This is a genomic window from Mesorhizobium sp. M0306, from assembly GCF_040321655.1.
GTDB lineage: Bacteria > Pseudomonadota > Alphaproteobacteria > Rhizobiales > Rhizobiaceae > Mesorhizobium.
This window is the reverse complement of sequence record NZ_JAMYRY010000021.1, coordinates 68,332-92,215: the sequence shown is the minus strand read 5'-3', so window position 1 is coordinate 92,215 and position 23,884 is coordinate 68,332. Positions and strand designations below refer to the sequence as shown.

Genomic DNA, 23,884 nt, shown 5'->3' with positions numbered 1-23,884 from the left:
TCTTAAACTTCTCGTTTGACCATGATCGTTTCCGAAAACCGGTTTCCACTTTTCGGGATCATGGCCTAATGCAGCCGGGGCGTGGCGCCCTGGCCCTTGTCGTCGATCACCAGGCCACGGTAGAAGCGGTCGAGCGTGAAGGCCGCGTTGAGATCGTGCGGCTCGTCCTTGGCGATGGTCCAGGCAAAGCACCAACCGGAAGCCGGCGTCGCCTTGAAGCCGCCATAGCACCAGCCGCAATTGAGATACATGCCCGGCAACGGGCCGGTGGTGATGATCGGCGAGCCATCCATCGACATGTCGCAGACACCGCCCCAGGAGCGCAGCATGCGGACGCGGGCGAGCCCCGGGAACAGCGCCAGCATCTCGCTCATCACCTCATCGACGATCGGCAGGCTGCCGCGTTGGGCGTAGCTGTTGTAGCCATCGAGGTCGCCGCCATAGACGAGGCCGCCCTTGTCCGATTGCGACATATAGAAATGGCCCATGCCGAAGGTCAGGACCGTATCGATGAAGGGTTTTAGCGATTCCGTGACGAAGGCCTGCAGCACGTGGCTCTCGATCGGCATTGTCTCGATGCCGGCAAGTCCCATGACCCGCCCGGTGCTGCCGGCCACCGCCACCGCTACCTTTTTGGCGCGGATTTCGCCGCGCGTCGTCGTGACGCCGGTGATGCGGTCGCCGTCGCGCAGGAAGCCGGTGACCTCGCAGTTTTCGATGATGTCGACGCCGCGGCGATCTGCGCCGCGCGCATAGCCCCAGGCGACGGCGTCGTGGCGGGCGGTGCCGGCGCGCCGCTGCATCAGGCCACCGACGATCGGGAAACGCGCGGTGGCTGAGACGTCGAGCGCCGGCACCAGGCGCGCGATCTCGGCCGTGGTCATCAGTTCGGCGTCGACTCCGAGATGGCGCATGGCGTTTCCGCGCCGGGCATAGTCGTCGAGCTGGGCAGGTGTGTGGGCGAGGTTCAGGCAGCCGCGCTGCGAGAACATGACGTTGTAGTTGAGGTCATGGGCCAGGTTCTCCCACAGCTTCATCGAATGCTCGTAAAAGCGCGTGTTGGCCGGCAGGAGATAGTTGGAACGGACCGCCGTGGTGTTGCGGCCGACATTGCCGGAGCCGAGCCAGCCCTTCTCCAGCACCGCGACATTGGTGATGCCGTGCTCCTTGGCTAGATAGTAAGCGGTCGACAGGCCATGGCCGCCGCCGCCGATGACGATCACGTCGTAGGACGCTTTCGGGTCGGGCTTGCGCCAGGCCGGCTTCCAGTCCTTGTTTCCGGTCAGCGCGTTCTTGAGAAGCGAAAAGGCCGAATATTCCGCCATTCTTATTGTCATCCATTTCAGGCTTTGCGGCAGACTATAGAGCAGGCCGCCAATGCAAAGCCAAGATTGCGCCATCGCTTTTCGACTCCCCGACTTCGATTGGCCGACTTCGAAAGCGGGCCGTCAGGGACGGCTTGCCCCCAGATATGTCGGTCTTTATCAAGAGCGGGCCTTTAGAACGCCTTATCGCCCGTGAGTCGCCAGACAATCATGCTTTTCCGACTGCTCCGTTTCGTTCTGGTCCTGGCGGTTGTCGCCACGGCGCCGCTTTCGTTGCGAGCGGTGGCGCAAGGGCTTAGCCAGGCGCCTGCGGGACTGGCCAGCGATCAGCAGAAAATCCTCCAGGACCTGACGACGAAGACCGACAACCTCGAAAAGAAGATCCAGCAGGACGGCGACGACGACGCCAGCCTTGTCGATATTCGGCTGCAACTGGAAGAAATGTCGCGTGCGTCGCTGAACAGCGCGCTCGCTTTCCGACCGCGGCTGAGCGAGATCAACAGCCGGCTCGAGCAGCTGGGCCCGCCGCCGGCCGCGGGCCAGCCGGCCGAGCCCGATATCGTGACCGGCGAACGCCAGGCGCTGGCCTCCGAAAAAGCCGAAATCAATGCCGTCATCGCCACGGCGCAAACCCTGTCGATCCGCATCAGCGGGCTGATCGAGCAGATCGGCAACATGCGCAGCCAGCTGTTCCGCAATCAGCTCACCAAGCGCTACGTGCTGTCGGATGCATTGAGCCCCGAGGTCATTTCCGACGCCAACGACGAATTTACCAGTTTCTATAAGGCGGTGTCGTCCTGGCTGAGCTTCGCCTTCAAGTTCAAGTTCCAGGCCATTCTTGCCGCGGCCCTGATGGCGCTCGCGCTGGCTGCTGTGCTTTTCGTCGGCGGGCGGCGCCTGTTCGGCCGCGTCTTCGAAGCCGATCCTTCCGTCGAGGATCCCTCCTACCTCAGCCGCTTGTCGGTGGCGTTCTGGTCGACATTGCTGCCGACGCTGGCGGTTGGCGTCTTCCTTGTCTCGACCATTTTCTTCTTCAATTACTATAACGTGTTGCGCGGCGACATCGGCATCTTCCTGAATGCGCTGGTTGCCGTTATCGCGGTGGTGTTCTGCGTCAACCGGCTGACCAATGCGGCGCTGGAACCGCGGCTGCCGAACTGGCGTCTGATCCCTGTCGAAACCGGCCCGGCGCGCTGGCTGGTGCGGCTGACCACTGCCATGGCCGTCGCCATCGGCATCAATTATTTCCTGTCGGTCGTCAACGACAAGATGGGCTCGCCGCTGTCGCTGACCATCGCCAGAAGCTTTGTCGCCACCATCAGCGTCGGCGTCATCCTGATCCTGATGGGCCTGCTGAAGCCGTTCAAGGCTGCCGACGGGAGCTGGCGCCCGTGGCCGGCATGGCTGCGCTACACCGCCGTCGCGCTGGGGCTATTCACCGTCGCCTCGGCGCTGCTCGGCTTTATCGGCCTTGCCATTTTCGTCTCGGTGCAGGTCGTGGTCACCGGCACGATCCTGGTCACTGCCTATATCGGCTTCCTGTCGGCGCGGGCGATCGGCGAGGAAGGCGGTTTCGCCAACACTTCGATCGGGCGCTGGCTATCGGCCAATTCAAGCTATGAAGCGACCGCGCTCGACCAGCTCGGGCTTGTCGTCAGCGCGGCCATCAACATCATGATCGTGCTGGTGTTCCTGCCGCTGATCCTGTTGATGTGGGGCTTCCAGCCCGGCGACATCCAGGCGTGGGCCTACAAGCTGGCGACCGGCCTCACCATCGGCTCGGTGACGATCTCGGTCACCGGCATCCTCACCGGCGTCGTCGTCTTCATCATCGGCTATTTCCTGACGCGCTGGTTCCAGGGCTGGCTCGACGGCTCGGTGATGGCGCGCGGCCGGGTCGACACCGGCGTGCGCAATTCGATCCGGCTGGCGGTCGGTTATGCGGGCGTCGCGGTCGCGGCACTGGTCGGCATCTCGGCGGCCGGTATCGACCTCTCCAATCTCGCGCTGGTCGCCGGCGCCCTGTCCCTCGGCATCGGTTTCGGCCTGCAGAATGTCGTCTCGAATTTCGTGTCGGGTCTGATCCTGTTGGCCGAGCGGCCGTTCAAGGTCGGCGACTGGATCGTCGCCGGCGACATCAGCGGCACGGTCAAGAAGATCAGCGTACGCGCCACCGAGATCGAGACGTTCCAGCGGCAATCGGTGATCCTGCCCAATTCAAACCTGATCAACAATGCGGTCGGCAACTGGACGCACCGCAACAAGCTCGGCCGCGTCGACATCAAGGTCGGCGTCGCCTATGGCAGCGACGTTAAGCACGTGCATGGCGTCCTGTTGGAGATTGCGCGCAGTCATCCGTTGGTGCTGAAAAACCCGGAACCCTTCGTGCTGTTTTCCAATTTCGGCCCGGCCGCGCTCGAATTCGAGATTCGCGTGTTCCTGGCAGACGTTCTTAGTGGCAATATCGTCCAGAACGACATCCGCTTTGCCATCTTCGATGTATTCGCCGACCAGCATATCGAAATTCCGTCTACGCCGCGCGCCGTCGTCGAGACCAAAAAGCACGAGGCGTGGCCGATCGACGACGACAAGATCGAAGTCGAATTCGCCGAGCGGGAACAAGCAAAAGCACTTGCGGCGGTCGAGGCGAAACGTCTCGCCAAGTCGGGACGCAAGGTGCGGAAGCCCGATCCTGACTAGCTGTTTGGAGCTTGCCTTCAAGCCTTCGGAAACCAATTGCGGCATGAATGCGGCATTCAGTTGCCGTTCAGCTTGCATTGCATATAAGCTCACCTGCAAACGGCGAGAATGCCTTGCGAAATGCAACAGGGGCGGTGGCAACACCGATATTGCAAAATGTGGAAGTCTCTCGTCGCCGCCATCGCTTTTCTGGCCGTGGGCGGTTCGGCCCATGCCGCCAGCGCGGTCAACAAGGACGCCGAGACCCGCACGTTGATCGTGACGGAAGGCGGCGGCAAGACCGAGCTGGCGCTGGCCGCCGGCGAAACCGTGGAATTTTGCCCGAGCGGCTGTTTTGTTACCTTGCCGAATGGCGACCTCGAGGCGCTGACCGGTTCGGAAACCATTGAGATCTCGGGCGGCGTCGCGCGCATCAAGTAAAGTCGACGCCAGGATTTTTGAAGGCCGGGCAAACGCCCGGCCTTTTATTTGCTATCGGTAATCGGCGTGGAAGGCATGCACTTTTCTTCGAAGCTGCGCAGAACGGCCTCTGGCAGCGCCTTCGTACTGAGCAGGGCGAAGGCGTAGGCGTAGGTCTAACTGCATTCGACGGGCTGGTGGCGCGGGCTTTTTTTGCGATGTCGCAAACAGGCTGCAAGCGCGCCGCCGCGCCGCCCTATAGTCGGCCGCAATAGCATCTTGGAGTCGCGGGCAATGGCAGGGTTTCCGGAAAAGGCGAAGGTCGTCATCGTCGGGCTGGGCGGAATCGTCGGCGCATCGGTCGCCCATCACCTGATCGAGCGAGGATGGGACGATATTGTCGGCATCGACAAATCAGGCATTCCGACCGATATCGGCTCGACGGCGCACGCTTCCGACTTCTGCTACACGACCAGCCATGACTTCCTGTCGTGCTGGACGACGCTCTATTCCATCGATTTCTACGAAAAGATGGGTCACTACGCGCGCATCGGCGGCCTTGAGGTCGCCCGCGTCGGCGACGACGCCCGCATGGCGGAGATCAAGCGCAAGATCGCCTCGGCGAAGGCCTTCGGCACACGCGCCCGCCTGATCGATCCCGCCGAGATCAAGGAAAAATTCCCGCTGATCGAAGAACAGATCGTACAGGGCGGCCTGTGGGATCCCGACGCCGGCCTCGTCATCCCGCGCTCGCAGACCGTCGCCGGCAAGCTTGTCGACCAGGCGGAAGCCTCCGGCAAACTCAAGGCGTTTGCCAACACCTCGGCCAGGTCGCTCGTCATCGAGAACGGCCGCATCAAGGGCATGGTGACCGACCGCGGCACCATCGAGGCCGACTATGTCGTGGTCTGCACGGGCATCTGGGGACGGCTGATTGCGGAAATGGCCGGCGAGGACCTGCCGGTCATGCCGATCGACCATCCGCTTACCTTCTTCGGGCCGTACACTGAGTTCGCCGGCACCGGCAAGGAGATCGGCTGGCCGCTGCTGCGCGACCAGGGCAACTCGGCTTACATGCGCGATACCGGCGACCCCAAGACCGCCGAAGGCGGGCAGATCGAATGGGGTTATTACGAAGAGACCAATCCGCGCCTTTGCCATCCGCGCGATATTCTCGAGAAAAACGAGGCGCGGCTTTCGCCGTCGCAACGCGATCTCGACATGGAGCAGATCCTGGCGCCGCTCGAGCGCGCCATGGAACTGACGCCGATCCTGGGCGAGCTGGGCTACAATGAGAGCCATTCCTTCAACGGCCTGCTGCAGGTGACGGCGGACGGCGGCCCATCGATGGGCGAAAGCCAGAAGGTGAGGGGCCTCTGGTATGCCGTTGCCATCTGGGTCAAGGACGGCCCCGGCATGGGCAAGCTCATCGCAGACTGGATGACGGACGGCCGCACGGCGATCGACCACCACGCCATCGACTATTCGCGTTTCTATCCGCACCAGACCAAAGAGCAGTTCATCTGGGACCGCTGCACCGAAACCGCGATGAAGGTCTACAACCCGGCGGTGCATCCGCGTGAGCCCTTCTCCAAGGCCCGCAATGTCCGCCGCTCGCCCTTCTGGGAGCGCGAAAAGGAACTCGGCGGCTATTTCATGGAGCTCGGCGGCTGGGAGCGCGCCCACGGCTACGCCGCCAACGAGCATTTGCTCGAGAAATACGGCAACCGGGTGCCGGTGCGCCAAAACGAATGGGACAACCGCCATTTCTGGCGCGTCTCGAATGCCGAGCATCTCGCCATGAGCGAGGATTGCGGCATCGTCAACCTCTCGCATTTCGCCATGTACGACGTGGAAGGTCCCGATCATGTCGCGCTGATGGAATGGCTGTGCGCGGCAAAGATCGGCGGCGACGGCAATATCGGCAAGGGCATCTATACGCATTTCCTCGACGAGGAAGGCATGGTCCGCGCCGACCTGACCGTCATCCGCATGGCCGACCGCTGCCGCGTCATCGACGGCGCTGATGCCGGGCCGCGCGACTTCCAGTACATGCGCCGGACGGCAGAGGACAAAGGCTTCGACGTTACCGTCACCGATGTGACCGAGAGATATGTGACCGTCGGCATCTGGGGTCCGAACGCGCGGGCAACATTGGGCAAGGTCGTGGAAAACCCCGACGGACTGACGCCTGAGAATTTTCCCTTTGCCGCGATCAAGCCCGTCAGGATCGCCGGCAAGGACGTGACCGCCTTCCGCATCTCCTATGTCGGCGAGCAAGGCTGGGAACTGCATATGCGCTACGAGGACGGCCTGGCCGTCTGGGACGCGCTGCGGTCGACCGGCGTGATGGCCTTTGGCGTCGAGACCTATGCCAACAGCCGCCGCATGGAGAAGAGCCTGCGCCTGCAGAACGCGGATCTGTTGACCGAATACAATCTGCTGGAAGCCGACCTTGCCCGCCCGAAGGTCAAGGAGGCCGATTTCTGCGGCAAGGCAAAGCATCTGGAATATCGCGCCCGGGCGCATCAGCCGGCCATGCTTTGCACGCTTATCATGACGGACAATACCGATTCCAACGGCGTTCCCCGCTATCCGGTCGGCATGATGCCGGTGATGGATCCGCAAACCGGTGAGACGCTGGTCGACGAGCTCGGCCGTCGGTCGTTCACGACCTCGGTGGCCTATGGTCCGACCCTCGGCAAGAACATCGCGCTCGCCTACCTGCCCTGGGCTTATTGCCAGGAGGGCCGCAAGCTGAGCGTCGAATATTTCGGCGAGAAATACCCGGTCGAAGTGGCCGCCGTCGGCTACAGGCCGCTCTACGACCCGGAGAACCTCAATCCGCGCAGCTGAACGTTGCTTGCTTGCCGATTCTCCACACAGGCAGCCCGAGTAGTGCCAGCAGGACCTGAATGCAGAAGCCCGATTCATCGTCGGGCTTTTCGCTTTGTGGAGCGATGATTCTCGCTTACCGTCGCGCTGCGATTGGGGGGTGCCTTTGCGGCGGATCGGCTGGGACAGAAAAAACGATGCGCTTGTGTTTCAGCTGAACCGGAATATCCCGGTTCGCGTCAGCTGGACCTTGGCAATTCCCATCGTGCTGCCCTTCCTGAACGAGTGGGCGAGCCGACCCAAGGATGCACTGATCCATACCTCTATCTTTGCAGCGCTTCTATTTGCGTCGATATTTTTGCACGAACTGGCACACGCCTGGATCGGACGCCGACAAGGCGTCGCCACCGACAGGATAGAATTATATCTCTTCGGCGGGCTCACGCGTTTCAAACGCGCCGCAGCGCCATCGCCTGCCTGGGCGCGGATTGCGATAGCGGGTCCCCTGGCGAACGTCGCGCTCGCCGCGTTTTTCGCTGCGGCCTATTATCTGGTTTTTGGAGAACTCATCCCAGTTGCGCCCGAAAGGCCATTCGGGTGGCTGCCGTCAAGGTCGGCCGGTCCTCTGGAATGGACGCTTTGGATTGGCGCATTGTTGAACGTGTCGCTTATCGTTCTCAACATCCTGCCCGCCTACGATCTGGATGGCGGCGTGATTGCAAGACATTTGTTCCTGAGACGCTTCGGCGTCCGCCGGGCCGCGCAGATCGTCGGCATCTGCGGCATCGTACTTTCAATTCTGCGTTTTGCGATCATCTTGCCTGCCGCGGGTGCAGGTATTCTGTTGTGGCTTCCGCCGTCATTCAAGCCGAACTGGAGGGCAGCGCGCGGGGTCGGTACTAGAAAACCGAAGCCGGACCCATTCCCTGAGACGGATGTCGAGAAGGCCGTGGAGTGGCGGGGACGGGGCGGGCACCGCATCCACAAATGAAATTCATTTTCCGGCGGTTCGCAAAAATGTGACCGGATGAGCCCGGCTCTCCACCGGGCTTTTCTCTTTGTCGATCGGCGATTTTCGCTTACCGTGCGGCATGTCTGCTTTTGCCCGTGCAAGACATCTCGTCTCGGGCGCCGCCGCGCTGGCGTCGGCGCTGTGGCTGACTGCAAACTCCCGCGCCGCCGAGCCGGTTGATGTCCAACTGGTGCTGGCAGTCGACGTATCCTTGTCCATGTCGCCCGACGAACTCGAAATCCAGCGTCATGGCTATGCGGCGGCGCTGACGCACGACGATGTCCTGCAGGCAATCGGCGAAGGCGCTCATGGCAAGATTGCCGTCACCTACGTCGAATGGGCTGGCGCGACCTGGCAGCAGGTCGTGGTGCCATGGACGGTGATCGCCAATCGTGCCGACGCTGAGCGGCTGGCAGCGCAGCTTTCCGCTCATCCGCCGGCCAGTGCCAGGCGCACCTCGATCTCCGGCGCCTTAGAATTCGCCAGCGATCTCTTTGCCGAAAGCGGCTTCCAGGGCGTCAAGCGGGTGATCGACATTTCGGGTGACGGCCCCAACAACCAGGGCGCACCTGTCGATATCACCCGCGACGCCGTGATCAAGCAGGGCATCACCGTCAACGGCCTGCCGCTGATGACCAGGGGCGGGTTCAGCAGCGCTTATGATGTCAACAATCTCGACCGTTACTACAGCGACTGCGTCATCGGCGGGCCGGGCTCCTTCATGATCCCGGTCAATGACTGGACGCAGTTTCCGGAGGCAATCCGCCGCAAGCTGGTGCTGGAGCTTGCTGGTCCGGCCTCGCCGCAGCGAGCGGCCGAAGAGGCGGCGCATCCGCCATTGGTGCTGGCACAGGACATCCCCGACACCGACTGCCTGGTCGGCGAAAAAATGTGGCGCGATCGCAGCTGGATGTACAACACCCGCTAATGGCGAAGTTTACTGCCGGTAGTGAGATACCGCAGTGCAGCATCTGCTTCATTGACAAGCCTGTGGGCGTCTGTGACACAATTCCCCATCCGAACACATAAAAAGGGGAACCGAGATGAACAGGATCGGAATTCTTGCCGCAGGCTTGACGCTTGCCGTCGGATTGTCCGCGCCGGCGATGGCCGCCACATCGGTTAGCATCGGCATCAGTGGATGGACCGGCTTTGCGCCGCTGACCCTCGCCAAGCAGGCCGGCATCTTCGAAAAGCACGGCCTCGACGTCACCTTGAAGAAGGTGCCGCAAGCCAGCCGGCCGCTCGCCATCGCCAGCGGCGACCTGCAATGCGCCGCCACCACGGTCGAGACCTGGCTGGTCTGGAACGCCAATGGTGTGACGACCAAGCAGATATTCCAGCTCGACAAGTCCTACGGCGCCGACGGCATTGTCGCCCGCAACGACATCAAGACCGTCGCCGATCTCAAGGGTAAGTCGGTCGCGTCCTCGGCGCCGGGCACGTCGCCCTATTTCATGCTGGCCTGGGTGCTCAACAAGAACGGCATGTCGACCAAGGACGTGACGGTCGTCAACCTGGAGCCGGACGCGGCGGCGCAGGCGTTTCTCGCCGGACAGAACGATGCGGCGGTGACCTATGAGCCGTTCATCTCGGCGGTGCGCGACAAGTCCGACCAGGGCCATATCCTTGTGACCACTCTCGACTATCCGATGGTCCTCGATACAGTCGGCTGCACGCCGGAGTTCCTTAAGGCCAATCCGGATGCGGCCAAGGCGCTTGCCGACAGCTATTTCGAGGCACTCGACCTGATCAAGAGCGATCCCGCGAAATCCTATGAAACGATGGGCGCCGACGTGAAGCAGTCGGCCAAGGAGTTCGAAGAGTCGGCCAAATACCTGAAATGGGCCGACAAGGCCGAAAACAAGCAGTTCTTCACCAAGGAATTCCAGGACTTTTCCAAGACCGCCGGCGAGCTTCTGCTGCAGATGGGCTTGATCAAGGAAGCGCCCGACGTCTCGACATTGGCCGACACCAGCGCCGTCGCCGACTAACCGGCAGGATTGTCGCCCGGCGGCGGCGCGTGCGCCGCCGCTTTTTCATTCAGATCAGAGGACGGTCGAAGATGCCGCGCCCCTTGCATCCGGTCTCGCCGGGCACTCGAACCGTGCTCGGCATCTCGTTCTTCGTGCTGTTCGTGGCGTTCTGGGCGTGGATCACGCTTGGCGGCCACGTCAATCGCATTTTCCTTGCCGATCCGCTGTCGATGGTGAGAGACGGCTGGCGGCTGCTGGTCGAGGACCGCTTCTGGCTCGACATCCTCATCACCATCTGGCGCGTCTTCGGCGGGTTTCTGATGGCGGCCATCGTTGCCGTCCCGCTCGGCATCGTGATGGGCGCCTGGAAGCCGGTGGAGGCGTTCCTGGAGCCGTTCGTCTCCTTTGCCCGCTATCTGCCGGCATCGGCCTTCATCCCGCTGCTCATCCTGTGGGCGGGCGTCGGCGAGCTCGAAAAACTGCTGGTGATCTTCGTCGGCTCGGTGTTCCAGATCATTCTGATCATCGCGGTCAAGGTCGGCGGCACACGGCGCGACCTGGTCGAGGCCGCCTATACGCTTGGGTCGTCCGACAACGGCATCGTGCGGCGCGTGATCATGCCGGCCAATGCGCCCGAGATCGCCGAAACCCTGCGCCTGGTGCTCGGCTGGGCCTGGACCTATGTCATCGTCGCCGAGCTGATCGGCTCGTCGTCGGGCATCGGCTACATGATCATCAACAGCCAGTCGCGGTTGGCGACGGGGCAGATCATCTTCGGCATCATCGTCATCGGCCTGATCGGGCTGCTGTCTGATTTCGCCTTCAAGGCGCTCAACCGCTGGCTGTTTCCGTGGAGCCTGGCGTGAGCAAGCTGCTCATTGAAGGCGTCTCGCGCACCTTCGCCGGTGTCGGCGGCGGGCAGCCGGTCCAGGCACTGATGCCGGTCGATCTGGCGGTTGCTGCCAACGACTTCATCACCATCCTGGGGCCATCCGGCTGTGGAAAGTCGACGCTGCTCAGGATCGTCGCCGGCCTCGAAGCGCCGAGTGAGGGACGTGTTCTGCTCGACGGCAGGGTGGTGGACCGGCCGGGTCCAGACCGTGGCATGGTTTTCCAGTCCTATACGCTGTTCCCGTGGCTGACGGTCGCCGACAACATCGCCTTCGGCCTGCGCGAGCGCGGAATGGCCGAACGAGAGCGGCACGATATCGTCGCGTCCTATGTCGATCTCGTCGGGCTTAAAGGCTTCGAGAACCATTGGCCGAAGCAACTTTCAGGCGGCATGCAGCAGCGCACCGCGATCGCCAGGGCACTGGCCAACGATCCGGAGATCCTGCTGCTCGACGAGCCGTTCGGCGCACTCGACAACCAGACCCGCGGGCTGATGCAGGAACTGCTTCTCGGCATCTGGGAGCGCCGGCAAAAGACGGTGCTGTTCGTCACCCACGACATAGAGGAGGCGATCTTCATGGCATCGCGCGTCGTGGTGATGACGGCGCGGCCTGGCCGCATCAAGTCGGATGTCGCTGTCGACCTGCCGCATCCGCGCCACTATACGCTGAAGACCAGCCCGGAGTTTTCGGCACTGAAGGCGCGGCTGACGGAAGACATCCGCGTCGAGGCGATGCGCACGGCCGAAGTGCATTGACTAGGCAGGCTTCGTTCAGCCGATGGTCCGATCAAGCCGCCAGAAGCTGCTTGCGGTCGACGCGTTCTTGTTGCGGCGAGCGGGCGTACAACTCGCGATAACATTTGGAGAAATGCGATGCGGAAACAAAGCCGCAGGCGACCGCCACTTCGACCACCGGCAACGACGACTGGATCAGCAGGTGCCGGGCGCGGTCGAGGCGGATCTCCAGATAGTAACGGGCAGGGGAGCGCCCCATCTCTGTGCGGAACAGGCGCTCGATCTGCCGGCGCGACAGGTCGACATGGTCAGCGATCTCGATCAGCGAGAGCGGCTCGGAGAGATTGGCCTCCATCAGCTCGATAATGGTCAGAACCTTGGAATTCTGCACGCCAAGGCGGGCGCGCAGCGGCAGGCGCTGGCGGTCGGTCGGGCTGCGCACGCGATCGGTCAGCACCTGCTCGCAGACGCGGTTGACGAGGCTCTCGTCGAAATCGTCGCCTATCAGCTTCAGCATCATGTCGAGCGCGGCGGTGCCGCCGGCGCAGGTGTAGATGTTCTGGTCGATCTCGAAGAGGTCGGCGAAGACATTGGCCTTGGGGAACGCCTCGGAAAAGCCCGGCAGGTTCTCCCAATGGATGGCGCAGCGCTTGTTGGACAGCAGGCCCGCGGCGGCCAGGATATGCGCGCCGGTGCACAGGCCGCCGACGGCAACGCCGCGATTGTACTCCTCGCGCAGCCAGGCAAAGGCCGATTTGTTCTGATAGCACTCGACATTGATGCCGCTGCAGACGATGGCCATGTTCGGCCGGTCCGGTCCGGACATTTTCTTGCGCTCTTCCTCCAGCGAGGTGTTGACGGCGCATTCGACGCCGTTCGAGGCGCGCACCGGCTTGCCGTCGATGCTGGCGAGCCGCCAGCGATAGGCTTCATAGCCGAGCATGCGGTTGGCCGAACGCAACGGATCGAGCGCCGTCGCGAAGGCGATCATGGTGAAATCGGGGACCAGGAAGAATACAAACGATCGCCGGATCGGGTGCTTTACGACGTTCACGGGTAGATCCTCACGCTGCAATGGCGCGAACAGGATGTCGCGATCAGCATAGCGACATCAGGAAAAACGTTTCCTGTCAATTGGCTAGATGGCAACGGAAAGACTTTATTTGCGACATGGGTCGCAAATGGGCAATCGCTATGCGGCGAAGGACACGACATGCCGCCGGATTGACCAAACGAGCCGACGCAGTCTGCGCACACCAAAACGCCGCCTCGGCAAAACCGAAGCGGCGCTGGATCGACGTCGAAGCAGCGCTAGGCTGCTTCCGTCAAGATTACTGTCTCAGGATTACTGTCTCAGGCGACAAAGCCGAGGCGCGCGGCAGCCATGGCTCCGGTCTGGCCAGGCATGGTGTTGGCCAGGCGCTGGCGCTCGAGCGCCGTCGTCAGGTTCATTTCGCGGCGGGCAAAGAGGCGGGCAAAAAGCTTCATGATCATCTCCATTCGGTTGCTCAGACGGGTCGCCTTCGCTTGATGGAGTGGGGCAGCTCGTTTGTTGATGATGATATAGGCTTACGTGAGGGGAAACTAAATCGCAAAAGCGAAGCACTTGATATGAAAAGCGACACGGAATGCGACAAATTTGGGCATTCTGCCCAGGATTTTCGATTATTTACAATGTGTTGATTGTCAGTGCGGGCTGCTATGCGACTTGCTCATATGCGGCATGCGACGGCGACATGGCTCGGGAAAATCATTTGAATACAAACAAAAAGGCCTGCCGGGCTGATCTACGCGGCAGGCCTTCAGCTGTTGATACACACGGTTTACTTTGCTCCAGCCCAGGATCCCACGCCATGGCGAGTGCCGGCCTTGGCATCGGCAGCGTCGGGCCAGCCGATATCCTTCTGCAGTTCAATCGGCAGCGCGCGGATGGCGCGTTCCGTCTGGTAGCGGGCGCGAGCCTCGCTGAACTCGGTCGCGATCCGACCGATGGATGACAGGATAGACATCTCATTCTCCTTCGCGTTGGGCCGGGATTGTCCCGGCGCTTGCAGCGTCAGGGGGTACACCGGGTTTGTTTCAGCTTCATTTCGTGTCGATTGCAGGTCCGTGTCATGGTTGTTTCGGGACCACTTCTATGCGTCCTGCCTTCGATGGAGTTGACTATCCTCCCAAACTGATGTTCAATCAAACGAAATGGAATGATGGTTTGCATCAGAAAAATTGAAGGTCGCTTCCCATGAACGCCCCACTCAATCATCCGCTGCCGCTGCTCGATCTCGACGTTCTGCGCACTTTCGTTGCAATCGCCGAGACCGGCAGTTTCACCACTGCGGCCAATGCGGTCTTCCGCACGCCGTCGGCCGTCTCCATGCAGATCAAGAAGCTGGAGGATATTCTCGGCCGCTCGGTGTTCGCGCGTGACGCCCGTTCGGTGACGCTGACCACCGATGGCGAGATGCTGCTCGGCTATGCGCGCCGGCTGCTGTCGATCAATCGCGAGGTGGTGTCGAAGTTCATCATTCCAGACATTGTCGGGGTGGTGCGGCTCGGCTCGCCGGACGATTATGGCGAACGTGTGCTGCCGCATGTGCTGAAGCGGTTCGCACAATCGCATCCATCGATCGCCGTCGACGTCACCATCGACCAGAGCGTCAATCTGCGCCGGCGCATGGACGACCGGGCACTCGACATAACTCTGCTCACCAACTCCTACAAGACCAGCGCGATCGGCGCCGAAGTGCTGCTCACAGAGCCGATCGTCTGGGCCGGTGCCAAGGGCGGTTGCGCGCATCTGCGCGAGCCGCTGCCGGTCTCATTGTGGGAAGAGGGCTGTGCCTGGCGGGCAGGGGCGTTGGAGGCGCTTGGCCGCGAGGGCCGCAACTACCGCATCGCCTATATGAGCGCACACACGGCCGGCCAGCGCGCCGCGATCATGGCGGATCTTGCAGTCGCGCCGCTGCCGAAATCGTTCCTCGGCAGTGACATGGTCGAGCTGTGCCCGAAGGACGGCATGCCTGACATCGGCACCTACAATCTCGCCATGGTGGTGACGCCGGACGCCAGCGCGCCGGTGAAGGCAGTCGCCGACCATATCCGCGCGACGTTTGAGATGTTCAGGGAAACTGGGAAGTTCTGACCCAAACTACGACCTGAGCGGCGCAACCAGATCGCGAGAGGTTCCGTCGCGGTCTGTCCTTTGCAGCGACAACTCGCCTGCCGTGGCATGGTAACTGTCAGTTTCGTTGGTCAAGAAGGCCACTATACTGTCCCGCGCGCGTCGCGCCTCCGGCATGTCGATCAACGGCCAGACATGGAACATGCCTTGCTCGTGGACGACCTCAATTTCGACGCCGGCCGCGCGTGCCTTTTCCGCGAAGATCAGATTGTCGGGGGTGAGCAGATCGCGTGAACCGGTCAGCAGCAGCGTTTTGGGCAGCACCGACAGGTCGCCGTAAACCGGGCTGATGCGCCAGTCGGTGGGATCTATGCCGGCGCTGTAAAGCCGGATCGCCTCGCGGCCGCCAGCAATGCCCAGCCACGGATCGTTGCGTTCAGCCTCATACATTTCTGGGTTGGCGAGCGACACGTCGAGGCCGGGCGAAATCAGCACGTGGCGTGATGGCAAGGGCAGGCCGTCTTGCGCAGCCATCATGGTCAGCACGACGGCCATGTTTCCGCCGGCGGAATCGCCCATGAAGATGATGTCATTTGCCCTGGTTTCGCCGAACATCTGGCGGTAGACGGCGCCGACCATGCCGAACATGGCGTGGAAATCGTGTTCGGGAGCAATGGGATAGATCGGCACGGTGATGCCGAACCCGAGACGGTCGGCCATGTCGGCGATCAGCCGCCAATGATAGGGTGTAATTTCAAAGACGTAAGCGCCGCCGTGCAGGTAGAGAATCCGCCTCCGCTCGCCAGCCTGGGGAGCGATCTCGTAGACGGGGAAGCCGCTGATCGTGCGGGTTGTGATCTCCAGGCGCGACTGCAGCGACGCAGGCGGCTGATGGTTTTCAGTCTTGCGCGCATAGGCGATCCAGCGTTGCAGGTTCTCCGGGCTGGAAAACGCCTTCTTGCGGCTGTACCTGAGGACGAACGACACGACGTGGCTTTTGAGGCTGGGCATGCAGATACACGGACTTCGGCTGAGCCGACTAAGAGAACCCCCGACTATTTCGAAGATTGTGTCGCCACCAAAAAAGTCAAGATTTATGCGATCTCAACACGGTGGTTTGATCCCGGCTGGCGACAAAGCGTCCGGCCTATGAAGTCGCTGGCCCAGCGGCGCAGTTCAACGCCGGGGCAGTAATGCGGCGCGCAGCCAATTGCTGGGTGCAGCCGGAGCCGCATTGCGGCCCCGGCGAATACCGAGCAGCTAGCATTTGTCGGTGAATTTCATCCGCGCTGCATGCCCCAGCCGACCGAAAGCTGCTTTTTGCTCGATCGCGGCGACACCGGCCAGCCAATGTCCTTCTGGATCTCAGGCGGCAGGCTGTTCAGGATGCGCAGCGACTTGCGCGCTTCGCGTGCTTTCTTGAAGGCCGCACCATAGCGGCCGAGGCTTTCGAACATCGACATCTTGATCTCCTTTGGAGCGTTGCGGTGGCCGGAAACTGGTTCTGCCTGCCGTTCGATGCCGGTTAAATGCACCGCCTATGTATCTGGCGGATTTCACGAAAACGCGATTTCGTTTCCAGATCGGCGCGATCTGGAAACATTTGCATACAAATGAAAATGGAAGGTATGACAGCCTAGCGGGGGCGAGTCATCCCCGCCCGCGCCGCGCGGCGTGGCCTTCGCGCGAACGCCGCCGCGGGGCAGCGTCGCCGGCAATGCCGTCTTCGCTCACCGTCTTGCGTGGCGGCAGTTTCACCGCCGCCGACAGCTTGGGGAACGGGTCGATCTTGTTCGGGAGCGCCATCGCATAAACGAAATGTTCCTGGAATTTCGGCTCCAGCGCCGTCTCGATCTTCTCGATCTTGCTAACGGTTTCCTCGATCTCGCGGCGATAGCCACGGTTCAACAGCGCCATGCGGGCGCCGGCGCCGGCCGCATTGCCAACGGCCGAGACCTTGTCGAGATCGCAATCCGGGATCAGGCCCAGCACCATTGCGTATTTCGGGTCGATGAACGAGCCGAATGCGCCGGCGAAGTGGATGCGGTCGACATGATCAGTGTGCTGCTTTTCCATCAAAAGCTTGGTGCCGGCATAAAGGGCGGCCTTGGCAAGCTGGATAGCGCGCACGTCGGTCTGGGTGATGGTGATCTTGGGCCCGCCTTCCTTCAGCACATAGGAGAAGGTGCGGCCGTTGGCGACGACCCGAGGCGAGCGGGCGCTCAGCGATCCGTCGACGACACCGTCCTCGGAGATGACGCCGGCGAGATACATCTCGGCGACCACCTCGATGATGCCGGAGCCGCAGATGCCGGTGACTCCGGTCGCCTGCACGCTGTCGAGGAAGCCCGGCTCGTCGGACCAGAGTTCCGAGCCGATGACGCGGTATTTAGGCTCCAGCGTTTCGGGATCGATACGGACGCGCTCGATGGCACCCGGTGCGGCACGCTGGCCACCGGAGATTTCCGCACCTTCGAAGGCCGGGCCAGTCGGAGAGGAGGCCGCCACGACCCGCTGGCGATTGCCGAGCACGATTTCGGCATTGGTGCCGACATCGACGATCAGCATCATCTCGTCCTGGCGGTGCGGGCCTTCCGACAGCGTCACTGCAGCAGCGTCCGCGCCGACATGGCCGGCAATGCAAGGAAGCATATAGAGCCTGGCGCCTTGGTTGAGCTTCAGGCCGATATCCGATGCCTTGATGTGCACGGCGCCCGAGATGGCTAGCGCGAAGGGGGCGCCGCCGAGCTCGGTCGGATCGATGCCGAGGAACAGATGGTGCATTATCGGATTACCGACAAACACGGAATCCAGGATGTCGTTGCGCTGGACGTTGCCTTCGGCGCAGACCTTGTCGACGAGGCCCGAAATGGCCTCGCGTACGGCGACCGTCATGCCTTCGCGGCCGTCCGGGTTCATCATCACGTAAGAGACGCGGCTCATCAGATCCTCGCCGAAGCGGATCTGCGGATTGGATGTGCCCGACGAGGCGGCGACGCGACCCGACAGCAACGACACCAGATGCATGGCGATGGTGGTCGAGCCGATATCGCAGGCAAGCCCGTACGCCTCGTTCTTGAGGCCGGGCCACAGAGCGATAACCCGCGCGGTCTCGCTGTCGGTATCCTTGTGGATGGCGGCGGTCGCGGTCCAGTTGCCTTTGCGCAAAATGCCTTGCACCTGCGGCAACAGATGGAAATCGAAATCGAGGCTCTTGAGGCCCCAGTCCTTCATCAGTGCGATCTTCAGGCGGTCGAGGTCGCCGAGTGGCTTGTGCATGTCGGGTTCTTCGATCTCGACATAGCACATGCGGATTGCCGCATCGCGGGCGATGACCCTGGTGTCGGCATCCTTGCGGATGGTCTGCGCGTTGATGACGGTGTCCTGCGGCACGTCGACGACGAGATCGCCGAGGATCTGTGCCGAGCAGGACAGGCGGCGCCGCTCGGGGAGCCCGCGCACGCGCTCGTAGCGCTCTTCCTTGGCGCCCTTGGGCGAGAGGTGATCGTTGGAGGAAACGATCTTGTGCTTGGCGAAATTGCCTTCCTGCACCTCGATCTGGCAACGCCCGCAAGTGGCACGCCCGCCGCACACGCTCTCGACATAGACACCGAGCTGGCGCGCGGCATCCAGAACCGGCGTGCCGACCGGAAACCGCCCGCGCTTGCCGGACGGCATGAACAGCACGAGCGGATCGGTGATGTTGACGGGAGAGTTCATACGTTCCAGACTTTACTTTCTACGCTGCCCGGGTCTTGGCCACGGCAGCGATGCCGCTGTGTTTCGGTTCCTCCCCAGTCCTAGGCCCCATATCGTGTCGGTCAAGCCATGGCTCAACCCCGGGCCATCCGCGCTTCGCGGCCGCCGCGCCTGCGTCCGCCATTGCCATTGCCATCGCCCGGCGCGTTGACCTGCGTCCGGGCGGCAACGGCCTGGCCGCCTTCAGCAGGCTTGTAGTCCTTGTAGGTCCTGATCCAGTTGGTGCAGTTCTCGTCGGTGCCGTTCAGCACGTTGGCGCCGCGCACCGCTTCCATTTCCTGCGGCCGCACCGGGTTCATGATCGCCGAGGTCATGCCGGCGCCGATCACCATCGGGATGAAGGCGGCGTTGATGCCATGACGGTGCGGCAGGCCGAACGAGATGTTGGAGAGGCCGCAGGTGGTGTTGACCTTGAGCTCCTCGCGCAGCCGGCGTAGCAGGGCAAATACCTGGCGGCCGGCATCGCCCAGCGCGCCGATCGGCATGACTAGCGGGTCGACGACCACGTCATGCGCCGGAATACCGAAGTCGGCGCAGCGCTGAACGATCTTCTTGGCAACGGCGAAGCGCACATCGGGGTCCATCGAAATACCGGTCTCGTCATTGGAAATGGCGACGACCGGAACGTTGTATTTCTTGATCAGCGGCAGGATAGCTTCGAGCTTTTCCTCCTCGCCGGTAACAGAATTGACCAGTGGCCGGCCCTTGGCAACCTTCAGCGCCGCTTCGATCGCGGCGGTCACCGACGAGTCGATCGACAACGGCAGGTCGACCAGGCCTTGCACGATCTCCAGCGTCTGCACCAGCAGCGCCGGCTCGGTGGCGTTGGGATCGACTGCGGTGACGCCGGCATTGACGTCGAGCATGGTCGCCCCACAGGCGGCCTGCTCCAGCGCATCCTTGATGACGGTCTCAAAATTGCCGGCGATCATTTCGGCGGCCAGTTTCTTACGGCCGGTCGGGTTGATGCGCTCGCCGATCACGCAGAAGGGCTGATCGAAGCCGATGATAATTTCTCGTGTCGCCGAGGCGACGATGGTCCGGGTCATGAAATCTCTCCATCGTGATATAAAGAGTTCTTTATATCGTTATCTGTTTCTGATCAAGCGAATGCTGACGATTCGCGCTGTCAATGCGCGGTCTTGACCATGTCGACCTGGGTTTCGGTGACGTCGTCATGCAGTATGTGGTCGAGCCGGTCGGCAACGAGCTGGTCGTCGCGGCGGATTTCGCGTTTCCACGGCCGGCGGCCCTTCAGCACGCCGGACTCATCGACGATCTCGGCGACGTATTCTTCCTGGCGGTAGGCCATCACATGGACACCGGACACACCGGGAATTTCCTTCACCTCATTGATGATGTCGATGCAGAGCTGCTTGCCTTCCTTCTTCTGATCCTGAGCGCCTTCCAGGCGCTTGACGATCTGATCGGGAATGTGAATGCCCGGTACGTTGGAGCGGATCCATTTGGCTGTCTTGGCCGAGGCCAGCGGCCCGACGCCGCACAGGATGAAGCATTTCTCGGTATAGCCGAGATCGCGGACCTTCTGCATGTAGGTGCGGAACATCGGTACGTCGAAGCAGTACTGGCTCTGCACGAACTGTGCCCCGGCGGCGATCTTCTTGCCCAGCCGATAGGGCCGGAAATCGATCGGCGGCGCGAACGGGTTGATGGCCGCGCCAAGGAAAAGCTGCGGCGGCGTCGTGAGTTTGCGGCCGGACAGGAATTTTCCGTTGTCGCGCATGATACGGCAGGTTTCGAGCAGCGACATGCAGTCGAGATCGAACACCGGCTTGGCGCCGGGCTGGTCGCCAGCCTGCACACCGTCGCCGGTCAGGCACAGCATGTTGGCGACACCCATCGCTGCACCCCCAAGCACGTCGCCCTGGATGGCGATGCGGTTCCGGTCGCGGCAGGCGATCTGCATGATCGGGGCATAGCCCATGCGGGTCAGCAGCGCGCAGATGCCGACCGACGACATGTGGCAGTTGGCGCCGGAAGCGTCGACGGCATTGATGGCGTCGACCCAGCCGTCGAAAATCCTGGCGCGGTTGTAGACGTCTTCCGGATCGGCGCTGTCGGGCGGATTGAGCTCGGTCGTCACTGCGAACTCGCCGCGTCGCAGGACCCGCTCAAGCCGGCCGCGGGAGGTGTGGCCGGGCAGGGGATCGAGCGGCAAATGGATGCCGGCCGGATTCTCGTCTGGCTGGCGGCCGATCATGCCGACGCTCCGGTGTTGGTAGTGTTCTGGGCCGCATTGCGGGCGGCGGCGGCCTGCGCGGTCACCCGCAGCCAGGCGGAGGTTTCGCGCAAGGACTGATCCACCGGCTTCTGCACGTCAAAAATCTTGTCGCCATGCACCATGTTGCGCGAGCCTTCCCAGGCCTTGACCCAGACGCAAGGCATGTCAGGCTCGACCTCGCAATTGCCGTTGGCGCGGACACCGCCGCAAGGGCCGTTGCGCAATTGCTTGGGGCAGTTCATCGGGCACGACATGCCGGTCGAGGATAGGACGCACTGGCCGCACATGCGGCAGTCGAACATGAAACCCTTGACGCGCTTTTCGACGAATTTCACAGGCCCTTCGACACGGCTGTAGCCGATGCCCTTCCACAGCGGATGGAGGAGCAGGAACATGTCGGCGAATTTGGCGTAGAACCATTCGAGCAGCCGCGAATGCCGCACAGACCAAAGGCGCACCGCGAAAGAGCGCTGCACACGCCGCTGCGGCGACACGTCGGCCGGCTTGTAGTCGGATTTCGGCGCCGCCTTCTTGACGATGGTCGCCTGGGTCACGCCGGCTTGAGCCGTCGTCGCCGGCATTGATTGGGGATCAGACATTTTCTTTGCCGCCCGCCTTGACCAGAGCGACCAGCCGCTCACGGTCGTATTTCGCATCAAGTTCCTGAAGGGCCTTCTCGGCCTCGGCTTCAAGATCGTCGCCGACTGGGATGGGCTCTGCCTTGCGCCATTCGGCAAGATAGTCGTCGGTGCCGCCGGCGCCGGTGCGCATGGCGCACATGTCGATCGCCTCAGTGAAGCGCAGCGGCAGTTCGCGCTTGGCGTTCTGCCGGCCCTTTTTGACGATGACCTGGGCGGGGATGTCGCGCCAGTAGACGACGATCAGATCGGCCATGAATTCCTGCTCCTGTAGAGCGCCGCGCGTCCAATCGAACGCATAAACGATGCTCTACCACCTAACTCCGCTGCATCGTGCCCTGCGAAGATCGATTCCGATCTTTTGGCCAATGCAGTGGTTTCGAGCATTGCCGGAAGCGCTGTTGGGCTGCTTGTTATGGGACGACGCGGGGGCCTTCAAAAGCGACGCAATCGACGGCCGCGGTTGAATGCGGAGTTTCTTCCAGCACTGGTCAGCCGGCGCGGCCATCGTAGCTGCCGACCAGCTTCCTGTGGAAGCGCACGTAACCTCGTTCGGTCGTGCGTAGATGCTCCGCGACTATCTCATGGAAGCGCGGCAGGCTGTGGAAGGGAACGGCCGGATAGGAATGGTGCTCCGAATGGTATGGCATGTTCCAAGCCACGAAGCGCACCAGCCTTGTGGTGAAGGTGGTGCGGGTGTTCTCGAGCATGTTGGCGACATGCGGGCACAATGCGTGCTCGGCCAGCAGGTAGGCCCGCAAAAACGGCTGTCCTACTAGCACCGGCACGATCCAGACCCACAACAGCAGCGCCGACTGCATGGCGAGAGATGCGGCCAGCAACGCCGCATAGCCGATCAGGAACAGCCGTGCTTCGGCAACCACCTTGCCGCGACCCTTTTCCGGTACGAAGCCGTCGCGGTTGCGACCAGCCGCATTGGTTGCGATCACACGGCCCATGGCGATCCAATAGGGGCCGCCGGACAGATAGCGCAGATATTGGCCGATGGTCTCCGGCTTCGGGGCCATCAGTTCGGGGTCGTTGTCCGGGTCGTGGGTGTGGCGGTGATGGGCGAAATGGAAATAGCGGAACCATGCGGGTGGCAGCAGGATCAGGAAGCCGGCCACGGCGGCGACAGCGCGATTGAGCCACGCCGTCCTGAACGCGGTTTCATGGATGGTCTCGTGCAACGGCGTGAAGAAGAAGACGATCAGGATCCCCTGCGGCAAGACGAGAAGCGGCCAGAACGGGATGCGGGCGGCGGTCAGCGCGCCCAGCACGACAACCAGCCCGCCATGGACGGCCAGCCGGACAATGCCTGGCCGGTCAAGCCTGGCGGTGAGGTCGCGACGGTCCTCGACCGAAAGGCCGGCAATGATGGTGCGGTGGTCGATGTCGCTCATGATGCAATGTTAGTGGCGGGTGGCTGTCGGGTAAATCGCCGCGCATTACCAGACGCTGTTTCTTATCCCGGTCCAGAGATAGAACCAGACCGTCGGATGAAACCATTGTTTCGAAGGCAGGCCGGGCTCGACCGTACCGAGCTTGCCGGCCAGCGCATCCCTGACCGCCTCGACGCAGATGTCGCGCGAGAACGCTGCCTGCCGCAACGCGTAGCTTGAAATTGTGTCGCCCGGCTGCGGTTTGCCGCGCGTCTGCCGCAGCACGCCGCCAGTGTCGCCGCCGGCGGCGACGAGATGCACGGTGGTGCCGAAATTTCCCGCATCGCCTGAAGCCAGCGCCCAGTAGCCGCCATTCATGCCACGATATTTCGGGGCGATGCCGGCATGATAGTTGAGAACCGGGCAATGGATTTTCGCCAGTGTCTGCCGCGACAGCAAGCGGCAGCCGGCGAGCAGCACGACACCCGGCTGGATTTCCGCGATCGCCTGCAGGCACTCCGGCGCGTTGGCCGACGGGACATGGATGATCTTTTGCCCAGGCTTCGGTTCGGTTTGCAGCTTCTGCTCGGCCGCAAGCCGTGCTGCGTGGGCGGCGAAGAAGCGCTTACCGAGTCGGGTCAGCATCATCGTGCCGAGTTGACCGATGGCCGAGGTCCGGCCTTGCCGCCGCGCCCGCCCGAGAAGCAATTGCTTTTTGGATTCAGGGGCTTCGAGAATGACGCTGACAGGCGCGAGGTGGTCGGCGATGGCGTTGACGATCGCCCAGATATGCGGGCCGCCTTCGGTGACGACGACGATCGGCCGTTGGTTTGGTTTCGACCGTGCCATATTTCGCGACCCAACAAGACCT

Annotated in this window: 22 protein-coding genes; 9 read left to right on the top strand and 13 right to left on the bottom strand. The window is 62.3% G+C overall.

Features of this window, described 5'->3' with window-relative positions; genetic code table 11:
• Window positions 1-65: 65 nt before the first annotated feature.
• Complete coding sequence (locus tag NKI95_RS24150) at window positions 66-1,325, bottom strand: sarcosine oxidase subunit beta (RefSeq protein ID WP_352719717.1); 1,260 nt, start codon at window positions 1,323-1,325, stop codon at window positions 66-68.
• A gap of 210 nt (window positions 1,326-1,535) precedes the next feature.
• Here NKI95_RS24150 and NKI95_RS24145 point away from each other — a divergent pair, with 210 nt between their 5' ends.
• The 8 genes from NKI95_RS24145 (at window position 1,536) to NKI95_RS24110 (ending at window position 11,895) form a co-directional block, all read left to right on the top strand.
• Window positions 1,536-4,025 (top strand): mechanosensitive ion channel family protein, encoded by a 2,490-nt coding sequence (locus NKI95_RS24145; protein WP_352719716.1) that lies wholly within the window; start codon window positions 1,536-1,538, stop codon window positions 4,023-4,025.
• A gap of 156 nt (window positions 4,026-4,181) precedes the next feature.
• Complete coding sequence (locus tag NKI95_RS24140) at window positions 4,182-4,445, top strand: hypothetical protein (protein ID WP_023676533.1); 264 nt, start codon at window positions 4,182-4,184, stop codon at window positions 4,443-4,445.
• Window positions 4,446-4,718: 273 nt separating this feature from the next.
• Window positions 4,719-7,280 carry a GcvT family protein gene (locus NKI95_RS24135; protein WP_352719715.1) on the top strand — a complete coding sequence of 854 codons (2,562 nt, stop codon included), beginning with the start codon at window positions 4,719-4,721 and terminating at the stop codon, window positions 7,278-7,280.
• Window positions 7,281-7,425: 145 nt separating this feature from the next.
• On the top strand, window positions 7,426-8,250 hold the full coding sequence (locus NKI95_RS24130) for a site-2 protease family protein (RefSeq protein WP_352719714.1): 825 nt from the start codon (window positions 7,426-7,428) through the stop codon (window positions 8,248-8,250).
• A 100-nt stretch (window positions 8,251-8,350) separates the two neighbouring features.
• Window positions 8,351-9,199: a DUF1194 domain-containing protein gene (locus tag NKI95_RS24125; protein WP_352719713.1), complete on the top strand. Its 849-nt coding sequence runs from the start codon at window positions 8,351-8,353 to the stop codon at window positions 9,197-9,199.
• 115 nt (window positions 9,200-9,314) lie between these two features.
• Window positions 9,315-10,265, top strand: a complete 951-nt coding sequence (locus tag NKI95_RS24120) for an ABC transporter substrate-binding protein (protein ID WP_352719712.1) — start codon at window positions 9,315-9,317, stop codon at window positions 10,263-10,265.
• A 71-nt stretch (window positions 10,266-10,336) separates the two neighbouring features.
• Window positions 10,337-11,113 carry an ABC transporter permease gene (locus tag NKI95_RS24115; RefSeq protein ID WP_292654712.1) on the top strand — a complete coding sequence of 259 codons (777 nt, stop codon included), beginning with the start codon at window positions 10,337-10,339 and terminating at the stop codon, window positions 11,111-11,113.
• The gene (locus NKI95_RS24110; RefSeq protein ID WP_352719710.1) at window positions 11,110-11,895 is read left to right on the top strand and encodes an ABC transporter ATP-binding protein; all 786 of its coding nucleotides are present in this window, start codon (window positions 11,110-11,112) and stop codon (window positions 11,893-11,895) included. The genes NKI95_RS24115 and NKI95_RS24110 overlap by 4 nt, the downstream gene beginning before the upstream one ends.
• A gap of 31 nt (window positions 11,896-11,926) precedes the next feature.
• On the opposite strand, the gene NKI95_RS24105 is transcribed toward NKI95_RS24110, so the two are convergent.
• The 3 genes from NKI95_RS24105 to NKI95_RS24095 form a co-directional block, all read right to left on the bottom strand.
• Entirely contained in the window at window positions 11,927-12,865 is a 939-nt protein-coding gene (locus tag NKI95_RS24105; RefSeq protein WP_352719753.1) for a GlxA family transcriptional regulator, read from the bottom strand.
• A gap of 362 nt (window positions 12,866-13,227) precedes the next feature.
• Window positions 13,228-13,362 carry a hypothetical protein gene (locus tag NKI95_RS24100; protein WP_013894968.1) on the bottom strand — a complete coding sequence of 45 codons (135 nt, stop codon included), beginning with the start codon at window positions 13,360-13,362 and terminating at the stop codon, window positions 13,228-13,230.
• Between the two features lie 335 nt (window positions 13,363-13,697).
• The gene (locus tag NKI95_RS24095; RefSeq protein WP_352719709.1) at window positions 13,698-13,883 is read right to left on the bottom strand and encodes a hypothetical protein; all 186 of its coding nucleotides are present in this window, start codon (window positions 13,881-13,883) and stop codon (window positions 13,698-13,700) included.
• A 230-nt stretch (window positions 13,884-14,113) separates the two neighbouring features.
• Here NKI95_RS24095 and NKI95_RS24090 point away from each other — a divergent pair, with 230 nt between their 5' ends.
• A complete protein-coding gene (locus tag NKI95_RS24090) occupies window positions 14,114-15,013 on the top strand; it encodes a LysR substrate-binding domain-containing protein (RefSeq protein WP_023676521.1) in 900 nt (299 codons plus the stop codon).
• Window positions 15,014-15,019: 6 nt separating this feature from the next.
• Here the strand turns inward: NKI95_RS24090 and NKI95_RS24085 are convergent, their stop codons facing one another.
• The 9 genes from NKI95_RS24085 to NKI95_RS24045 form a co-directional block, all read right to left on the bottom strand.
• Complete coding sequence (locus NKI95_RS24085; protein ID WP_352719707.1) at window positions 15,020-16,003, bottom strand: alpha/beta hydrolase; 984 nt, start codon at window positions 16,001-16,003, stop codon at window positions 15,020-15,022.
• A gap of 269 nt (window positions 16,004-16,272) precedes the next feature.
• A complete protein-coding gene (locus NKI95_RS24080; RefSeq protein ID WP_023719927.1) occupies window positions 16,273-16,455 on the bottom strand; it encodes a hypothetical protein in 183 nt (60 codons plus the stop codon).
• Between the two features lie 187 nt (window positions 16,456-16,642).
• Window positions 16,643-18,712: an ASKHA domain-containing protein gene (locus tag NKI95_RS24075; protein ID WP_352719706.1), complete on the bottom strand. Its 2,070-nt coding sequence runs from the start codon at window positions 18,710-18,712 to the stop codon at window positions 16,643-16,645.
• Between the two features lie 113 nt (window positions 18,713-18,825).
• Window positions 18,826-19,800: a methyltetrahydrofolate cobalamin methyltransferase gene (locus NKI95_RS24070; protein ID WP_023676516.1), complete on the bottom strand. Its 975-nt coding sequence runs from the start codon at window positions 19,798-19,800 to the stop codon at window positions 18,826-18,828.
• An 80-nt stretch (window positions 19,801-19,880) separates the two neighbouring features.
• On the bottom strand, window positions 19,881-20,972 hold the full coding sequence (locus NKI95_RS24065; protein WP_352719705.1) for a methylenetetrahydrofolate reductase: 1,092 nt from the start codon (window positions 20,970-20,972) through the stop codon (window positions 19,881-19,883).
• Window positions 20,969-21,592, bottom strand: coding sequence for a methylenetetrahydrofolate reductase C-terminal domain-containing protein (locus NKI95_RS24060; protein ID WP_352719703.1), 624 nt, complete (start codon window positions 21,590-21,592; stop codon window positions 20,969-20,971). Before NKI95_RS24060 ends, NKI95_RS24065 begins: the two co-directional genes overlap by 4 nt.
• Window positions 21,585-21,887 carry a virulence factor gene (locus NKI95_RS24055; RefSeq protein WP_352490721.1) on the bottom strand — a complete coding sequence of 101 codons (303 nt, stop codon included), beginning with the start codon at window positions 21,885-21,887 and terminating at the stop codon, window positions 21,585-21,587. Before NKI95_RS24055 ends, NKI95_RS24060 begins: the two co-directional genes overlap by 8 nt.
• A gap of 235 nt (window positions 21,888-22,122) precedes the next feature.
• Window positions 22,123-23,034: a fatty acid desaturase gene (locus NKI95_RS24050; RefSeq protein ID WP_352719701.1), complete on the bottom strand. Its 912-nt coding sequence runs from the start codon at window positions 23,032-23,034 to the stop codon at window positions 22,123-22,125.
• A gap of 45 nt (window positions 23,035-23,079) precedes the next feature.
• Complete coding sequence (locus NKI95_RS24045) at window positions 23,080-23,862, bottom strand: formyl transferase (protein WP_352719699.1); 783 nt, start codon at window positions 23,860-23,862, stop codon at window positions 23,080-23,082.
• Window positions 23,863-23,884 lie beyond the last annotated feature (22 nt).